Source organism: Candidatus Protochlamydia amoebophila UWE25, assembly GCF_000011565.2.
In the GTDB taxonomy this organism is placed as follows: Bacteria; Chlamydiota; Chlamydiia; order Chlamydiales; family Parachlamydiaceae; genus Protochlamydia; species Protochlamydia amoebophila.
Genome location: NC_005861.2, coordinates 1,797,823 through 1,814,669, shown reverse-complemented (window position 1 = coordinate 1,814,669; position 16,847 = coordinate 1,797,823). Strand labels below are relative to the sequence as shown.

The window sequence follows — 16,847 nt, the reverse complement described above, 5'->3', positions numbered from 1 at the left end:
AAAAAAACTTACTCTGTTTTATCAAAAGCGCTTTTCAATCCTTCACCAATCCAATGAAGAGAAAGCATAGTCAAACTAATCAAAAAAGCGGGAAAAAATAATCGCCAAGGGTAATATTGTAGGGCAGGCAATCCCTCATGTGCCATTGTGCCCCAACTTGCTGTTGGGGCTTGGACACCCAACCCTAAAAAACTTAAAAAAGCTTCAGAAAAAATAGCGGAAGGAATCGTTAACGTTAAAGTAACAAGGATGGGTCCGCTGGCATTAGGTAGAAGGTGTTTCCATAAAATTCTCGAAAAACTTGCTCCTAATACTTTTTCAGCTAAAATATAATCCATTTCTTTAATTAAAAGGATTTGCCCTCGAACAATTCTAGCCATTGTTATCCATCCAAATAATGTAATAGCAAGGACAATAGAGAAAAAGCCAGATCCTAAAACTACTGTGAACAAAATAACGATAAGTAAGTAGGGTAGAGCGTATAAAATATCGACAAATCGCATCATCGCTTCATCAATTTTACCTCCAGAAAAACCGGCAATACCGCCCCAAATTAATCCTACAATTAGATCGATAGAGGCGGCTAAAAAACCAATACAAAGAGAAATTCGAGCCCCAAACCAAACTCTCGTAAAAAGATCGCGACCAAGGTCATCTGTGCCAAACCAAAACTGTGAAGAAGGGGGGTGATTTTTTAAAGTCAGATGCGTTGTTTCGGGAGAATATCCAGAAATTAAAGGTCCTAAAATCGTTAAAATAACAATTCCTAAAAAAAGAAGCATTCCCGCGATTCCTAAGGGATGAGATTGAAAACGTTTAAAAATAGAGGGTCTGCTATAGGATGGCGGCACAAAAGTTTCTTCCCACTTCTCCAAGGGAGTAAAATCTGATTGAGAGGGGGAGGATTTCATACTAATTCCTTATGAATGAGTTGAATGCGAGGGTCTAATAAGCTGTAAATGATATCAACAATAAAGACAGATAATAGCAAAAGAGTGCTATAAAAAAGAGTCAATCCCATGATAACAGGATAGTCTCTACTGAGAACACTATTTACAAACCATCCTCCTAGGCCTGGGATACTGAAAATTTTTTCAATGATGAAACTTCCCACTAAAATATTAGCAAGTAATTGACCAAGATAACTTATGACTGGAAGTAAGGCATTGCGAAGAGCGTGAGAATAAAGTATTTGATAATAGGGAAGTCCTTTTGCTTGGGCAGCTTTAATATAATCAGTTTTAAGAATTTCAATTAAACTTGCTCGTGTTAAACGTGCGATGAACGCCATAGGGAGAAGAGCTAAAGATAATGAAGGGAGAATACTTTGATTAAAATTTCCCCATTGAGCAAGAGGAAGCACACCCCATTTAATAGCGAAAATATATTGTAGAAAAGTTGCTAAAATAAAACTAGGAATTGACGTTCCGATAGCTGTCAGGATTAAGATAAAAAAATCTTGCCATTTGTTTTTCTTTAAAGCTCCAATTAATCCTAAGGTTACCCCGCCGATCAAAGCAATAAAAATAGCTTGGAAACCAAGTTGAGCAGAAATAGGAAAGCTTTCTTGAATAATTTGATTAGTTGATCGACCTTGATATTTCAAAGAATAGCCAAGATTACCTTTCAATAATTGAGAGAGATAATTCAAATATTGATTAATTCCAGACTGATCTAAACCATGCTTTTTTATTAAGGTCTGATGGATATCAGTTCTTAATCCTTGTTCGTCATTAAACGGATCCCCAGGAACAGCTTTCATAAGGATGAAAGTTAAAGTTATAATGATCCAAAGAGAGCTAAGTAAATAAATAAATTTTCTACAAAAATAGACGTGGTACATAGCAATCTTTAATTAAGGGGGCTAAGATAAGCTTTTTTCAAATCTAGATAACCAAGTTCTGAAAAATAAACGTCATGGACATTTTCTTTTTTCAAATAATTGTACGATCCAAAAAATAGAGGAATGATTGGCATCTCTTGGATGAGTAATTTTTCAGCCTCAATTAATAATTGATTTCTTTGGTTAGGAGAAGTTTCCTGTGAACCTTTTGTGAGTAAATCGATGTAATGCTGGTTTTCCCAACCTGTATTGTTTGTCCCGTTATTCCTAAATTTAAAAACATCTAAAAAAGAGATGGGATCGCGAAAATCAGCATACCAAGATCCAATTCCTATTTGATAGTCTTGTTTTTTCAGAAGGTCAAAATAAACTTTACTTTCATAAGCTTGTAATTGTACGTTGATTCCCAAAACGTTTTTCCACTGTTGTTGGACAACTTGTGCAATTTTATGAGGACGCTCTCCTGATGCATAACACAAAATCAATTTAGGAAAATTTTGCAAGCCTAAATTGTTCTTTTTAAGGGCTTCGTTAAAAAGTTGCTGAGCCATTCTATCATTTCCATCTTGAAAGAAAACGGAGGTTTTGAGCCATGTAGGAGGGACTAATCCTGTTGCAGGTTCTTGGTTGCCTTGTAAGACATGTTCAACTAACTCCTTTCGATTTAAAGCTAAAGCTAAAGCTTGCCTTATTTTTATCTGATCAAGAGGAAATTTAGAAGTATTAACTCGAAAGAGATGTATTCCTGCTGCTGGAGTAACGTGAAAGTTTTTACTCTTTTTTAAAGCAATTAAAGCATCTATGGAAATGGTTGAAAGTGGGGAACCGGTCCAATCAAGTTTGTGATTTTGAAATAATTGTAAAGCAGTTGGATTATCCAAGGTGTTAAAAATGATTTTGTTTAATTTGATTGCGGAGTTGTCCCAGTAACCAACGTGAGGGATAATGGATAGGTCATTTGTCCAACTATCAATTTTAAAAGGGCCGTTAGTTGAGTAAAAAGAGTTAGAAGGATGAGGTTGGTTTCTTAAACCTGCGTGGACAGGAAAAAAAAAGTGTGTCGCAGTAAGATTAAGAAAGTAGGGTGTAGGATTTTTTAATTCTACAATCAATGTTTGCTTATCTTTAGCATAAATACCTACTTGATCTAAGTTAGCCGTGCCTTCTTTCGCCTCCTGAGCTCCTTTAATAACGTATAGTTGATAGGCATTCGGAGAGGGAAATTGGGGAGATAGAACACTTTTCCAGCTCTCTTCAAAATCATAAGCAGTAACTGGATCTCCATTTGACCATTCATTAGAACGCAATTTAAAGGTATAGGTTTTATGATCGGGAGAAAGAGTAACTGTTTCAGCATTAGCCAACGTAATTGTTCCATCTGCTTGTATTCTTGTCAGCCCTTCATATAGTGCCTGCATAACAGTAATAGAGCCTAAGTCTCTCACAAGTCGAGGATCTAATGTTAGTAAATCAGATTCGCAACTTATACGAAAAATTTGCTCTTCTGCCCTTGTAGGTTTAATTTTTCTATCGCAGCCAGTAAATAAAGGAATCAAAAAAAGAAAAAAAATAGGTAAATATTTTTTTAACATAAAATAGCCTCTTTTTTTGCATCTAGTCTAGATTGTTATGTCTCACTATAATTTTTCGATTTGTCTGTGTATAAATAGTGGAAATGAAATTGTTTAAATTTGAAAATTAATTTTATAATTTTCAATCCAAGTTTATATTTATACGAAATTATTTGATTTATAAAAAGTAAAGTTATCAACAGAAAGTGATTATATACTATGTATGAGATGAACATTAATTATCCAGTTGCAAATTTATATCGATTACCAAATGAACACGTCGAGGTAATTTCGCAAGCCATTTATGGTTGGAAAGTTAAGATTATCAAGAAAGATGACAAATTTTATTTAGTCGAAACGGTCGATGGTTACCAAGGATGGATCAATCCAATACAGATGATTGAGAGCAATACGATATCTTCTTTTCCGCTTATTAAAATTACATCGAATGCAGCACATATTTATAAGTCTCCTCATGTAAATCGAGAAAAGCCTTTTTTAACCCTTCCTTTTGAAGTAGAATTACCTCTACTAGAAACACTTGAAGAAGAAGAAGGAAGATGGTTACAAATCCAACTCATGAATGGGGAAAAAGGATGGATTCAAAAAGGTGATATCACACTGGACCTTTTTTCAACTAATTTAGAAAAAGTGGTAGATGGTAGCCAGCAGTTTTTAAACTTGCCTTACACGTGGGGGGGAGTTTCGAGTTTTGGTTATGATTGCTCAGGTTTTATTCAAATGATATTTAGACAGGTGAAAATCATTCTTCCTCGAGATGCCTCTCAACAAATTACCTTTCCCCTTTTTCAGTTTATCGATTGGAATAATAAAGAAAGGGGAGATGTGATTTTTTTTGGTTCTAATGATGACTCCATTAAACATGTGGGACTTTATTTAGGGAATGATCAATTGATTCATGCTTCTGTAAAACCCAAACCGACTTTGCAAATTTCTTCTTTAGAAGAGCCTTCCCTCAAAAATCGTTTTGGTTATCGTACTGTTCGTAGGCTTAAGATTTAAAGGAAAAACAAAGGTATTCAATCCATATTAATTGATTGAAAGAGTGTGAAAGATCAAGGATAAACTTATATCAAGTCAGTTAATGCAAATAATTCTATCCTGTGAGGTTATTCTGGCATGGGGGAATATAATCTCTATCATAACTTTGATTATCACATCGTTGCTTAACTAAAGCAAACATCGATTGAATATCTCTTTTTTCGTAACCCGAACCTTGAAAAACGCGTAAAATGTCTGCCTCTAAATAAGAGTGCCTATGCAGATCTATGATCAAACCTATAGTACAAATCAGGTTGCGATTGGAATCTTTATCGCTTTGACCATCTTTTAACAATTGCAGAATCGTTTCAGTCGTGCATCCAATATTAATATGATCAATAATGAATTCTTGTATGGTATTATTTTGAGCTTTATTAACTTTTTGAACAGACTTAAGCTCTAGCATCTCTTTTATCGAATCATACAATAGGTAGGGGGTGAAGGTAAAAAAAGGACATATTTTTTTCGGATAAGCTGTTTCCCAACATTTTTGCATATTTTGAATGAATAAAGGATCAATATCAGTTTCACGGCTTAAACGCCAACCAATGTGAGAAAAATGTGTATGAGAATATAATTTGAAAAGGCTTCTAACAATGCGTTGAAAGATATTTAAACGTTCCAGGCTCCAGCCTTTATGACTATCATAGGATAAATAAGGTTTTTTCCAGCTATAAAAATGACGATTATCTAAAATAAGGCTGTAATCACTGTAAGGGCATATTTTTGCTAGTAAAAGTTTGAGACTTGAACTCATTTGAATACCTTAGTAATAATTGAATTAAATATATTAATTTATTAACTAATTATTAAGAAGTATATTTTATTTAGATGGGTTATAGATAACTGTATTTGTTAAGGAGTTATTAAAAGATTGGTGCTTAGCACCAATCTTTTAAATTAATTAAGTCATTTATGGTTTTTTATCATCCAAAATTTCAACTTCAGCTTCTTCAATATCATCAGGTTTATTATTGTTTGTCTGATGTTGTGAACTTTGGTTTGAACTTTCTTGGTAAGATCCGGGGCCAGTAGATTGCGTTTCGCTTTGACCAGCTGCTTTAGACATCACTTCACCGATTTGCTGCATTTGACGTTCAAGCTCATCTTTAGCTGAGCGAATACGAGCAATATCTGTGGTTTCAAGAGCTTTTTTAACAGCTTCTATTTTGTTAGAAATATCATCGGCAATTTGTTGAGGAACTTTGTCTTTATATTCATCCAAAGCTTTTTGGGCTCTGAAGGCTAAAGAGTCAGCCTCATTTCTAATTTCAACTTCTTCTTTACGTTTTTTGTCTTCCTCAGCATGTTCCTCTGCATCTCTGACCATCCGTTTAATTTCTTCCTCTTGAAGTCCTGATTGAGCTTCAATACGAATTTTTTGCTCTTTGCCGCTAGAAAGATCTTTTGCAGAAACGTGCAAAATACCGTCAGCATCGATGTCAAAGGCAACTTCAATTTGTGGGGTTCCTCGCGGAGAAGGAGGAATGTCTGCTAAATCAAAACGTCCAATTTCTTTGTTGTCATTAGCCATTTTGCGTTCCCCTTGAAGGACGCGAATGGTAACAGCTGGTTGGTTATCTGCTGCGGTAGAGAAAATTTGTTTTTTCTGAGTAGGAATCGTTGTATTACGTTCAACTAAAGGAGTCATCACTCCGCCTAATGTCTCAATTCCTAGTGTCAATGGAGTAACATCTAATAATAAAACATCTTTGACGACACCTGTTAATACTCCACCTTGGATAGCGGCTCCGACGGCAACAACCTCATCAGGATTTACTCCTTTATGACCTTCTTTTCCAAAAATACTTTTTACAACTTCTTGGACAGCAGGCATACGGCTCATTCCACCGACTAGAATCACTTCACTGATATCATCTTTATTAAGACCAGAATCTTTTAAAGCTTTTAAGCAAGGTTCTCGTGTACGTTCAATAAGGTCATGCGTTAAGCTTTCTAGCTTAGAACGTGTCAAAGTCATGGTTAAGTGTTTTGGTCCTGAAGCATCCATTGTAATAAATGGTTGGTTAATTTCTGTCTGTTGAACACCCGAAAGTTCGATCTTAGCTTTTTCAGCAGCGTCTCTTAGCCGTTGTAAAGCCATTTTGTCATTTCTTAAATCAATGCCCTGTTCTTGTTTAAATGTTTCTAACATCCAATTTAAAATAGCATTGTCGAAATCATCTCCCCCTAGATGGGTGTCACCACTTGTGGAAAGAACTTCAAATACCCCATCTCCGATTTCCAAGACAGAAATATCAAATGTTCCACCTCCTAAGTCAAAAACAGCAATTTTTTTATCTGCATTTTCTTTATCTAAACCATAAGCTAAAGCAGCAGCAGTCGGTTCAGGGATGATTCGTTTGACATCTAAACCCGCAATACGGCCAGCATCTTTGGTAGATTGACGCTGCGAATCGTTGAAATAGGCTGGGACTGTAATAACGGCCTCGGTTATTTTTTCACCTAAATAAGCTTCAGCAGTTTCTTTCATTTTAATTAAAATCTGAGCGGCAATTTCTTCTGGTGTAACAATTTTTCCTTGAATTTCAAAAACAGCATCACCGTTGTTATTGTTGGTTACCTTATAGGGTACAGTTTTTATTTCACTGAGAACTTCCTGATATTTTCGTCCAATAAAACGTTTGGAAGAAGTAATGGTATTCTCTGGATTTGTTACTGCTTGTCTTTTAGCGGGAATCCCGACTAAACGCTCATTTCCTTTATAAGCAACAACAGAAGGAGTTGTACGTGTACCTTCAGCTGAAGCGATTACTTTAGGAGCTCCACCTTCCATCACAGCAACACAAGAATTAGTGGTTCCTAAGTCAATTCCAATTATACGCCCTTTTTTTGTTTGACTTTGGCTCATAGTCAAATCTCCTCTAATTATTTAATTGTTTTCATTAAGCTCTGATTTATCTTGCGGATCAATTGCAGAGATTGCTTTTGCAACTTTGACACGTGCAGGGCGAATCATTCGATCCCCCATTTTATATCCGCGAACATTTTCTTCTACGATAATGCCAGGAGCATATGAATCCGTTTCAACCATTTCAATAGCCTCGTGTAAATGAGGGTCAAAGAAAGTTCCTTGTGATTCTAAAGCTGTAATACCATTACTTGCTAAAACATCTTTAAATTGAGTTAAAATCATTTGAAACCCAAAAGCCCAATTTTTAACTTCATCAGACATGCCCTGCGCAAATTTTAACGCATTTTCTAAATTGTCTAAAGGTTTTAAAAAATCAACCACCATATTTTCCAAGGCATAACGACTAATTTCCTGCCGCTCTTTTTGTAATCGTTTCCGTGCATTTTCAGAATCGGCCAAAAGTCGTAAATACTTATCTTTGTATTCTGTCGCTTCTTTTTTTAAAGCTTTTAATTCTTCATCTGTAACAAGAACTTGTTTGGGATGATTAGGGGCAGATGGGAATTCTATATTTTCTTCCCCTGTTTGTTCTACTGTCGAAGATAAATCTTCCTCTACGTTTTGTTTTATTTGCTCTTCGTCTTTGTCAACCATTTCTTTTTTCTCCTTTATCATTCTGGTCTATATAACTTCATGGTCGCTTATCTTCGATGAGGAAACGTGATTGACCAATCAGTAAACTTTCTTCTTTTTTCAAATATAAGCTTTGCTCAGGTTGCCTGTAGTCAATTTTGAATTTGTAAACATTTTTTGTAACAGTTTCGCTAATACAATCAGAAAATAGCTTTAATAAACTGAACAATGCTCGATAAGGCAGTCTTGTTGGGCCTAATAAGCCTACTGCGCCGACTGGCTTGTAATTGATATAATAAGGGATAGTTAAAACACTACATCTAGGGCTCGAATTTGCAAAAGAGGACAGATCATCCCCAATCCAAAATCTTAAATGATTTAAGGCTTTGCATTCTTTTAAAAGAAGGCGCATGCTATGTGCATTCTCGAATAAAGATAGGCTGCTTGCAAGTAAGTTGGTATCCTGAAAATCTGAGTAAAAGAGCAGGCGAGAAAAGCCAGTTCGGTAAAGATCCACATCAATAAAATTTGAATAACCAACGATATATCTAAGCATTAATTCATTATAAAAAGTTTGAGCAACAGTTTCTTCCTCAGGCTCTAAATTTTCAGGTTCTCCTAAATTCGTTAAGCGGCAATGAAAATAATTCTCAATGCGTTTGATTCCAAAAGAAGAGAGTTTAACTGGCAAATGCATGACTTCAGTTTTAATAACTCCAAAATCCGTCATAATAATGCAAAGGCACCGATAGGCATCTAATGGAACTAGCTTGAGGTTAGCGATAAAATCGTGATCAAACCGAGGGGCAGAAAGGAAAACAGCACAATTAGTTTCCCAGCTAAGTTTTTCTGCAGCTTCTTGCAAAAAGATAGCGATTTCCTTTGATTCAAAACTTTTAAAAGCTTCAAAAGGATTTTGCTTAGGATAAGGTTCATTGGTATTGAGATAAGCATGAGCATAAATTCGATAGGCTAAATCCGTAGGAATGCGGCCACCAGAAGAGTGTGATTGTAATAAATATCCTTCTTCTTCAAGTTGGGCAAAATAATTACGAATGGTTGCAGAGCTCAAATCTTCAAATCCAGCTTCTTTTAAAGTGTTGGATCCAACGGGTTTTCCAGTTTGAATATAGTAATCGACTAAGCCTAATAAAACCCGTCTTTCTCGATCGTGTTTACCCACGCGTTTAATCGGTGTTGGTTTGATGATTTTCAAGAGCGAATCCTCCCTAATAATTTTGTTATTATACGCAAAGAGGGAAAATTTCGTCAAACAAATTTAGCACTCGATTATATCGAGTGCTATAATTTTTCTTTTTAGGTTTTATTTAGCAAGGGAAGTTCCAGCAAGAACAAGTGGAAGAATATCAATGATAGAGGGAGACCAAGTAAGTCCTCTTTTATAAACCATATAGGCAGAAAGATGGCAGGCAATGATGGCCTTCTTGTGATGCTCAGGTATTTGATCCAAAAGTTCATCTGAAAAAAGTTCAATTAAAGTTGGCAAACAGTAATTTAAAAATCCCCTAATCATGGGATCTTGAGAAGAATGAGGAAGAGACAAAGAGTCTAAATAATCGAGAATTTCATAAGTATATTGATTAATTTTTGAAGAAATCTGGTCGGAAATAGAAGTGAGATATTCTCCTGTTTTTTGATGAGTTTTTATAAGAAGATCTGCTTCATTTAAAGCACAAATTTTGAGTCTTTCTAAAATTTGTGCAACTAAGGCTTCTTTATGCTCTAAAAATTGCTCTTCACTTAGCGTTAGCCCACATAAAACTTCAAATGAAGAACAAATAACGCCTGCTTTATTGGCAGAGCTATCTTTGATGATTAAAACACCTTTTTCTTCTAGAAAACGGCGGGCTGAAGGAGTCAAATATAAATTAGCTCCTTCAATAATTGCACGAGATGTAGGCCTACCATTTTCATCTAAAAATTCATGGCTGTTAGTTTCATTTAAAGTTCGAGGCCGCCCTCCAGCGGGAATAAAAATATCGGTTTTGGTTTTATGAAGATTATACCTTAATAAGTGGTTTGTATCGCTGCCAGATAACCAGTCTTCAATCACTTCGTTATTCACTTTTCTCCAACACAAAGTTTCTTGAATATAAGCTGAAGGATATCTTCTATGGCCTTTATTTACCAAAAAACTCCCGGAAGAAAGTCTTTCAGGGGGGTAATAACAAATACCTTTACCTTGGTAAAAAAGCTCTTTAATAATGCTCAAATCTAAACCTTGATCATCTCGAATAGTTCCTGTTCCGTCTGTCAAAGCAATAACTTTAGCTGTGTGTGGATAATGGCGATAAAGGTTGAGAAGCTGATTACCAGCAACGTCTCCATCAGGTCCCCCAGACATTTTTACTGTGAATAAGTCTTTATCAGGATGAATACCCATATATTTTAAGATTTCATGCATGTAGACATTTAATCCTAAGGAAGTCACTCCATATTCTTTATGATTAATTCCAAATGTAGGTTTACTAGATATAAAGGCTCTATCTGGCTTGTAGTGATATTTTCGACTAAAGTTAGCAATCCATTCGATCATCGAATCGTGCATGTTTTCATCAGGTCCTAAATAAATGTATTCAGCTCGTTTCCAGTAGTCGATAATATTTTTAGCACGAATTTTTCCATCAGGGTCACAGTTAACGATTGTAATAAGGCTTTCGATAAAAGCTCTTTGGGATTGATAAAGATATTCAATTTTTTGTTCTTGGCGAAATATTTGAATTTTATTTTCTATTTCTTGAGGTTCTATGTTAGACCATTCAAGTTCCCGTTTAAGAATTTGAGAGTCAGAATCAATTTGGTCAAAAGGTTTTAAGAATATAATTCCTTTTGCCCCTCCTTCTGGAATGTCTTTGTTCTTTTTATGTTGCGTCCAAGCTAAATTGTAACATTCTGTGAAAATATTATTTCGTTCAGCAATCATTTGCTCTAATTGTTCAGGATAAACTGTACGTAATCCTCCCCGAGATAAATCTTTAAATCGAATATGAAAACCAAAAAAATGCATCCCTCGAATGTAAAAGATGGCATATGGAAGTTCAGGGAATTTTTTTTGTCTATCAAAGGGAACATCATTCAGATAAGCAGGATTCAGACGGAAACTCAATGCAGTATAATTTAAGCGATAAAAATTGGTTTTTAAAGTGTAATAAATGAAACTCATTGCTTGGAGCAAAATATTTTTCCGTCGCATGTCATTATTTTCTTGTCCCGTGTCTAGTTGAGAAACATCATTCAAGAATTTTTTCCGGGTTTCTAAAAATAAATCGTAATCACAATGATTGGGGGCAAACTTAAGTTTAAAGGCCTCACAAATTTGAATTGTCAATTCAGGATGTCGATAGAAAGCTTCTTCAATATTTTCTACAGTATAAAGATTAGCATCTAAATGAACGAGTGTTTGATGTATGAAGTTAACCATCGCTTTTAATAAATTGCCCATATTTCCTGAAATAATATGGGAATTAACTAATCGTTCGCTAATGCGATCTGAAGGATCAAAATACTTGACAGTTGCAATTTCTCTTAAAAAATCAGGAATATCGGCGACATTCCAAACTGGCTCTCCATTGCTTCCATGTAAACTAAGTGCCATGACAAGAACACTCTGTTTTTCATGAGGATCCATATATGTTGCATTGACTCTTCTCATACTTAAGCCATGGCGGTAAATAACTTGTGCAACGTGATAAAGAAAATTATGTTTTGGGGTGTTTCTCCAAGCTAAAATAAGATGCATGGATCCGCTATCTTTTTTTTGCCAATTATCTTCATAGCGAACTTCGTATTGACAATTATCTTGAAATTGCGCCTTGAAAAGGACATTTAAAGCAATTGAAAGTCTTTCTATAGGTAAAGAGTGTAGAAATGGAGTACTTATTTTAATAAGTAGTGTTTCAAAGTCAAGATCGCTAATTTCTGCATTTTCTTTTTTAACTAACTGTTTTAAAATTTCTTTGGAACTATCAGGGAAGAGGGAGTCAGAGCCTTCCCCAGCACTCATGAAATCAATTATTGCAATCCTTAAGCGAGCTTTTATGTGAGGAAAGGAAATGTTGGAAGTATAAACTTGATAATTTTTAATCCCATAAGACGTATAGTGATTTAAAATGCGTAAATCTGCGTCGGGAGTCTCTAAACAAAGAACAATAGAAGCGCTTTTAAGATTAATAATAGAGAAGTAATCTTGTAAATCGAAACCCATCAAACTATGGGTGATCAACATGACATTATCCCGAGAAACTTCCTCAAAAAACAAGGAAGGCATAGCCATTTCCAACCAAAGATAATACTCTTGAAATTTCTGACTTTCTTGTTGAATAGCTTGGATCAAATCGCTGGGTTCTGAGAGAGCCTGGTCAAGTTTTTCCATAGTCATTTTTCCTTAAAATAAAAGGACTGGCCGCATGTTTTCAACTTAATTTATGTATAAATGCAAGACTGTAAAGAAATGAGAAATAAGTAAAAAATCAAAATTCAAAGACACGCCTATCTCCACAGACAAGAGAGATAGCTAGCTCATGGATGATTCCCTGATTTTCTACATTTTAACTAAATAAATTCTAAATTTGAATTTGTCAAAACAAATTATATAACACAAGTTTTGCTGGAGAAGGTTAGAGAGGAAGGATTGGGGTTATAACCAATCTAGCTTAAATTCTGTTAGTTTTAAAGCGAGTGATATTCTTCGCTTTATTAGAAAGGGTTTTTTAATTTTTGATAAAAGTTAGTTAAAAAATAGTTAGACGAATAACAATTAATTTTATTTAAATAATATTTTTGGCGTTTACAAGTATAAAATTGTTTGTGTAGTGCCTCCAAAATTAGCGAGTAATTCTCTTAGAAAAGCGTCTCGTTGGGAGTCGATAAACTTTAATGAAATTTTATCCTTCACTTTCTTAGGGGAAAGCACTCTTTTATTTTCGCCGCCAGGTTTCTCTTTTATTGAAAGTTTTTTCTATCTAATAATTTTTAAATTGAGTGAAGCTGCTAAAGCTTTAAAACGTTCTAATCCTGCATCGGTGAGATTATCGCAATAGCTTAGATTTAGATGCTGCAAAGCTGTTAAAGATGCCAAATGGGTTAATCCTGCCTCGGTGAGATGCTTGCACCTACTTAGATTTAGATGCTGCAAAGCCGTTAAGGGTGTCAAATAGGCTAATCCTGCATCGGTGAGATTCTCACACCCACCTAGATTAAGATGCTGCAAAGCCGTTAAGGGTGTCAAATGGACTAATCCTGCATCGGTGAGATGAAAGCACCCACTCAGATTTAGATGCTGCAAAGCAGTTAAAGGTGTTAAATGAATCAAGCCTGCATCGGTGAGATTCATACAGTAGCTTAGACCTAGATGTTGCAAAGCGGTTAAGGATGTCAAACGTTCTAATCCTGCACTAGTGAGATTCTCACAATCGCTTAAATCTAAATGCTGCAAAGCTGTTAAAAATATTAAACGGGCTAATCCTGCATCGGTGAGATGATACCACCCACTCAGATTTAGATGCTGCAAACCAGTTAAAGGTGTCAAATGGGCTAATCCTGCATCGGTGAGATTCTTGCACCAACTTAGATCTAAATACTGCAAAGCCGTTAAGGGTGTTAAATGAACCAAACCTGCATCGGTAAGTTTTCCAAAGCCACGTAAATTTAGATGCTGCAAAGCCTTCAAGGGTGTTAAATGCGCTAATCCTGCATCGGTGAGATTTTTACAGTAGCTTAAATCTAGATGCTGCAAAGCCGTTAAGGGTGTTAAATGAACCAAGCCTGTATCGGTGAGTTTCCTGCACTTACTTAGATTTAGATGCTGCAAAGCCGTTAAGGGTGTTAAATGCGCTAATCTATCGTCCGTAATAGCCTGGCATGACACTAAATGAAGCACTTTTAAATTTTTACAATCTTTTAAAGCTGAGAAATGAGCATCTGTTAAATAAGTATTGTTTGAAAAATTGAGTGCTTCTATCTCATTTGAGAGGTGATTTATAATTCTTTCAAACTCCGCTAACTGACTGGTCTGGTTTAATAAGGTGCTCACAACAATAAATTCTAAATAGTTTTTCAATCTATTTAATTGACAGCGATGCGCAAAATTTAAAAGCTCTTTTAATCCGATTAAACTTTCTTCAGTTGAGTTAAAAGTTTCAAATTTCTGTGATTTGTATCCATCAATCAGTTGCTCTTCTAAACTTTTTACCACTCCTGTTAGTTCATAATAATCGGCGAGTTGAATAGAAGAAGAGATCTCTTCTAAGGGAACTTTAAAGTTAGCGTCCATCAGGCAATTGAGTAAAAGCGTAAAATCTTTTTGTGTTAAATCGAGAGGGTGTTGCAGGGTTTCTTGAAATTGCCCCGACCACAGATTCTTAAAGTAGTGTGATTTTTCCCTTAATAAAGCTAGCTGAGAGTGAGAAATAGTTAGAGAAGTTCCCTCTTGAAAGCTTATTTGAATTTCATCAGATGAAGGTAAAAGAGTGGGAGCTGGAATCGTTGGTGCATTAGTTTCTTCTAGATTAGGCAAAGAATTATCTAAGGAAGTATTTTCATTCTCAAGTTGATCGTTAATGTCTTGAAGGGGATAGTAAGGTGGAAGCGTTGTATAGACAAGATGACTAGAATTAAGCTCAAAACTAGAAATATGCAAAATGACCATCCCAATGAGTGCAATAAATTTTAATTTATAGATATTTTAAAATTATGATGTATAGATAAAAATTATTGCAATATTAATAAATTAAAATAGGAAATCAAATTTTAAAAGGAAGTTTCATTTTATCAATGAAAGGCTATTAAAAATTAATTAAGAATCAATCGGGCTTAAATATAGAATCTTTAGTTTTTAATCTACAATACTTTAAGTCCAAGAGATGATAGGATCATGAAATAAATGGGTCATAAATTATTATAGGTTAGATGTATTATTTATAATTTATAAACTTGAAATTTGGATTTATCCCTTTGATAATAAATAAAAGAATAAAATTTAATAAATGACAAAAGACCTCTGTTTTAAAACATTTATTTTCCCAAACTAATTTTTAATATGACATGAGAGATCAAAATGGATTTAATCAAATGATATTGTTGGGTAGATGATTTTTGGAAGTCTTTTGAGCAGAAATGGAATAAACAATTAATTGATCATGGTAAAACAAAACAAGGACCTCAACTATCTGAGTATACAGAACATGGCCAATTTTACCTGTTTGCGAATAATTAACTTTTAACTGAGCAAACAAATGCATTCCTAACAGCAAAACAACAAATACAAAAATCCCAACCTATAAGTTGTTAACCTTATCTATCTCTGAAAAGTATTCATTGATTTGATGGAGCACATTATTAAATTGGCATTTATGTAGAATTTTCCATGATTGCCATTTTCGAGAGAAGTTAATCGCGAGTAGCAGTCGAAATTTTCTTATGATGAAAGAGTAGTATTTGTTAAGCCCTATCACAATTCTGCTGAATTTTCGTTTTGGGGAAACCATTTATCAGTACTTTTTATAAGTAGAATCCAGCTGGGATTGAAGGGCGTGAACCCAATCATCTATGTTTTTAATGACCATGAAAATTTATTCCTCTAAGGCACATTTGAAATCTCTTAACAAGCAAAAAAATTATTTCATTTTTATTTTTTAAGGCAGTGGTAAAAAGCTTCTTAACCTGAATTTTGGGTTTTTAGGCAGCCATTAACAATAAGCGATGCTGCTCTGTTAAGTTTATAGATGGCTTTTTAGGTTGGTGAGTATAAGCAACAATCCCAGCTAATAGATTAATTAAAAAATTTCCGGCATTTCTGTGGCGTGTATGTTCAATTTGAGAAATATTTTTTAGTTGATCATTCACCGTTTCAATAATGGCTCGTTTTCTAAGAAGAATTTTGTCTGTCAACTTCATAAGATTCTGCTTCATATTCGATCTTAGGGTAGTAAATAGTTCAAGACCTTGTTTCAAAAGCCTCTTTGAAAGTTCTTTCGAAATATATCCCTTATCACCAAATAATTTTCCAAAAATCCCTTTCGACAAAGTTTCGGCAATAGAAACATCAGCGACATTTCCAGGAGTTAGCTGAAAAGCCAAAATTTCTCCTTTCTCATTGATCATGAGATGCAATTTAAATCCGAAAAACCACCCTGAAGTTGTTTTTCCCCTCTTTGCTAAACCTTTAAAGACCTTGTTTCTTTTTATGCGTTTATTGTGGCAAACATCTATAGACGTAGAATCAATAAAAGCAATTCCTGTGATTTCTCCTCTTTTGTCTAAAAGATAAGCAAATAGAGGAACAAAAAGGTTCTTCTTTAAATAAACAAAACGGCTATAACTAATTAAGTTTGGAAATTCTTTAACTAAGTATTTGGTAACATACCCATAAAAGTGCTTAAATGTTCGATAATTTGATTGATGAAATAAAATGACAATTGTCATCATCTCTGGTATCGATAATTCAGGCTGAGGTCCTCGCTTTGTTTTGCCATGATCAATTAACTGTTTATTCCATTTCTTCTCAAAAGACTTCCAAAAATCATCCACACTACAATATAATTTGATTAAATCCATTTTGACCTCTCATGCATATTAAACATTAGTTTGGGAAAACAAATGTTTTAAATCATGTTGAGGTCTTTTGTCATTCAAATTTTATGTATCTTGTTTAAGCCTAAACACCTAAACCCAAAGTTCAGGTTCTTATTAGTTTTTATAAGGGAATTCCTAGGTATTAATTGATGTCTTATAAAATTAATTATGATATAATAAAATTATAGAGCGTAAGGCATAGGATTTAGCAAGTTAGCCTTTACTCTAAAATTTGACCTTCTGACAATCGGTCTCTTACCGATTTCAATGC

At 34.6% G+C, this 16,847-nt stretch carries 11 protein-coding genes and 1 pseudogene; 2 read left to right on the top strand and 10 right to left on the bottom strand.

Annotation, left to right across the window (positions count from 1 at the left end; all coding sequences use genetic code 11):
* Window positions 1–8: 8 nt before the first annotated feature.
* The 3 genes from PC_RS07210 to PC_RS07200 are packed head-to-tail and all read right to left on the bottom strand — an operon-like array spanning window position 9 to window position 3,435.
* Window positions 9–911 (bottom strand): ABC transporter permease, encoded by a 903-nt coding sequence (locus PC_RS07210; RefSeq protein WP_011176050.1) that lies wholly within the window; start codon window positions 909–911, stop codon window positions 9–11.
* Complete coding sequence (locus tag PC_RS07205; RefSeq protein WP_011176049.1) at window positions 908–1,843, bottom strand: ABC transporter permease; 936 nt, start codon at window positions 1,841–1,843, stop codon at window positions 908–910. The genes PC_RS07210 and PC_RS07205 overlap by 4 nt, the downstream gene beginning before the upstream one ends.
* Window positions 1,844–1,851: 8 nt before the next feature.
* Window positions 1,852–3,435: a peptide ABC transporter substrate-binding protein gene (locus PC_RS07200; protein WP_011176048.1), complete on the bottom strand. Its 1,584-nt coding sequence runs from the start codon at window positions 3,433–3,435 to the stop codon at window positions 1,852–1,854.
* 198 nt (window positions 3,436–3,633) lie between these two features.
* On the opposite strand from PC_RS07200, the gene PC_RS07195 reads away from it, so the two are divergent.
* Entirely contained in the window at window positions 3,634–4,437 is an 804-nt protein-coding gene (locus PC_RS07195; protein WP_011176047.1) for a C40 family peptidase, read from the top strand.
* Between the two features lie 94 nt (window positions 4,438–4,531).
* Here PC_RS07195 and PC_RS07190 read toward each other — a convergent pair whose 3' ends face one another.
* The 6 genes from PC_RS07190 to PC_RS10045 form a co-directional block, all read right to left on the bottom strand.
* The gene (locus tag PC_RS07190) at window positions 4,532–5,233 is read right to left on the bottom strand and encodes a hypothetical protein (protein WP_011176046.1); all 702 of its coding nucleotides are present in this window, start codon (window positions 5,231–5,233) and stop codon (window positions 4,532–4,534) included.
* 156 nt (window positions 5,234–5,389) lie between these two features.
* Window positions 5,390–7,348 (bottom strand): molecular chaperone DnaK, encoded by a 1,959-nt coding sequence (dnaK, locus tag PC_RS07185; protein ID WP_039360182.1) that lies wholly within the window; start codon window positions 7,346–7,348, stop codon window positions 5,390–5,392.
* Between the two features lie 21 nt (window positions 7,349–7,369).
* A complete protein-coding gene (gene grpE / locus PC_RS07180) occupies window positions 7,370–8,005 on the bottom strand; it encodes a nucleotide exchange factor GrpE (protein WP_011176044.1) in 636 nt (211 codons plus the stop codon).
* Window positions 8,006–8,042: 37 nt separating this feature from the next.
* Window positions 8,043–9,200, bottom strand: coding sequence for a heat-inducible transcriptional repressor HrcA (gene hrcA, locus PC_RS07175; protein WP_011176043.1), 1,158 nt, complete (start codon window positions 9,198–9,200; stop codon window positions 8,043–8,045).
* 108 nt (window positions 9,201–9,308) lie between these two features.
* Window positions 9,309–12,377 carry an NAD-glutamate dehydrogenase domain-containing protein gene (locus PC_RS07170; RefSeq protein ID WP_181679093.1) on the bottom strand — a complete coding sequence of 1,023 codons (3,069 nt, stop codon included), beginning with the start codon at window positions 12,375–12,377 and terminating at the stop codon, window positions 9,309–9,311.
* 585 nt (window positions 12,378–12,962) lie between these two features.
* Window positions 12,963–14,642 (bottom strand): leucine-rich repeat domain-containing protein, encoded by a 1,680-nt coding sequence (locus tag PC_RS10045; RefSeq protein WP_011176041.1) that lies wholly within the window; start codon window positions 14,640–14,642, stop codon window positions 12,963–12,965.
* 417 nt (window positions 14,643–15,059) lie between these two features.
* Here PC_RS10045 and PC_RS11375 point away from each other — a divergent pair.
* Window positions 15,060–15,167, top strand: a pseudogene (locus PC_RS11375) (IS982 family transposase); the annotation flags it as partial.
* Between the two features lie 512 nt (window positions 15,168–15,679).
* Here the strand turns inward: PC_RS11375 and PC_RS07160 are convergent.
* Window positions 15,680–16,558, bottom strand: a complete 879-nt coding sequence (locus PC_RS07160) for an IS982-like element ISPasp2 family transposase (RefSeq protein ID WP_011175872.1) — start codon at window positions 16,556–16,558, stop codon at window positions 15,680–15,682.
* Between the last annotated feature and the right edge of the window lie 289 nt (window positions 16,559–16,847).

Coding starts and splice junctions, on each gene's coding strand:
- PC_RS07210 (WP_011176050.1), bottom strand. CDS start 911: ATGAAATCCTCCCCCTCTCAATCAGATTTTACTCCCTTGGAGAAGTGG.
- grpE (WP_011176044.1), bottom strand. CDS start 8,005: ATGGTTGACAAAGACGAAGAGCAAATAAAACAAAACGTAGAGGAAGAT.
- PC_RS07190 (WP_011176046.1), bottom strand. CDS start 5,233: ATGAGTTCAAGTCTCAAACTTTTACTAGCAAAAATATGCCCTTACAGT.
- PC_RS07170 (WP_181679093.1), bottom strand. CDS start 12,377: ATGGAAAAACTTGACCAGGCTCTCTCAGAACCCAGCGATTTGATCCAA.
- PC_RS07195 (WP_011176047.1), top strand. CDS start 3,634: ATGTATGAGATGAACATTAATTATCCAGTTGCAAATTTATATCGATTA.
- PC_RS07200 (WP_011176048.1), bottom strand. CDS start 3,435: ATGTTAAAAAAATATTTACCTATTTTTTTTCTTTTTTTGATTCCTTTA.
- PC_RS07160 (WP_011175872.1), bottom strand. CDS start 16,558: ATGGATTTAATCAAATTATATTGTAGTGTGGATGATTTTTGGAAGTCT.
- PC_RS07205 (WP_011176049.1), bottom strand. CDS start 1,843: ATGTACCACGTCTATTTTTGTAGAAAATTTATTTATTTACTTAGCTCT.
- dnaK (WP_039360182.1), bottom strand. CDS start 7,348: ATGAGCCAAAGTCAAACAAAAAAAGGGCGTATAATTGGAATTGACTTA.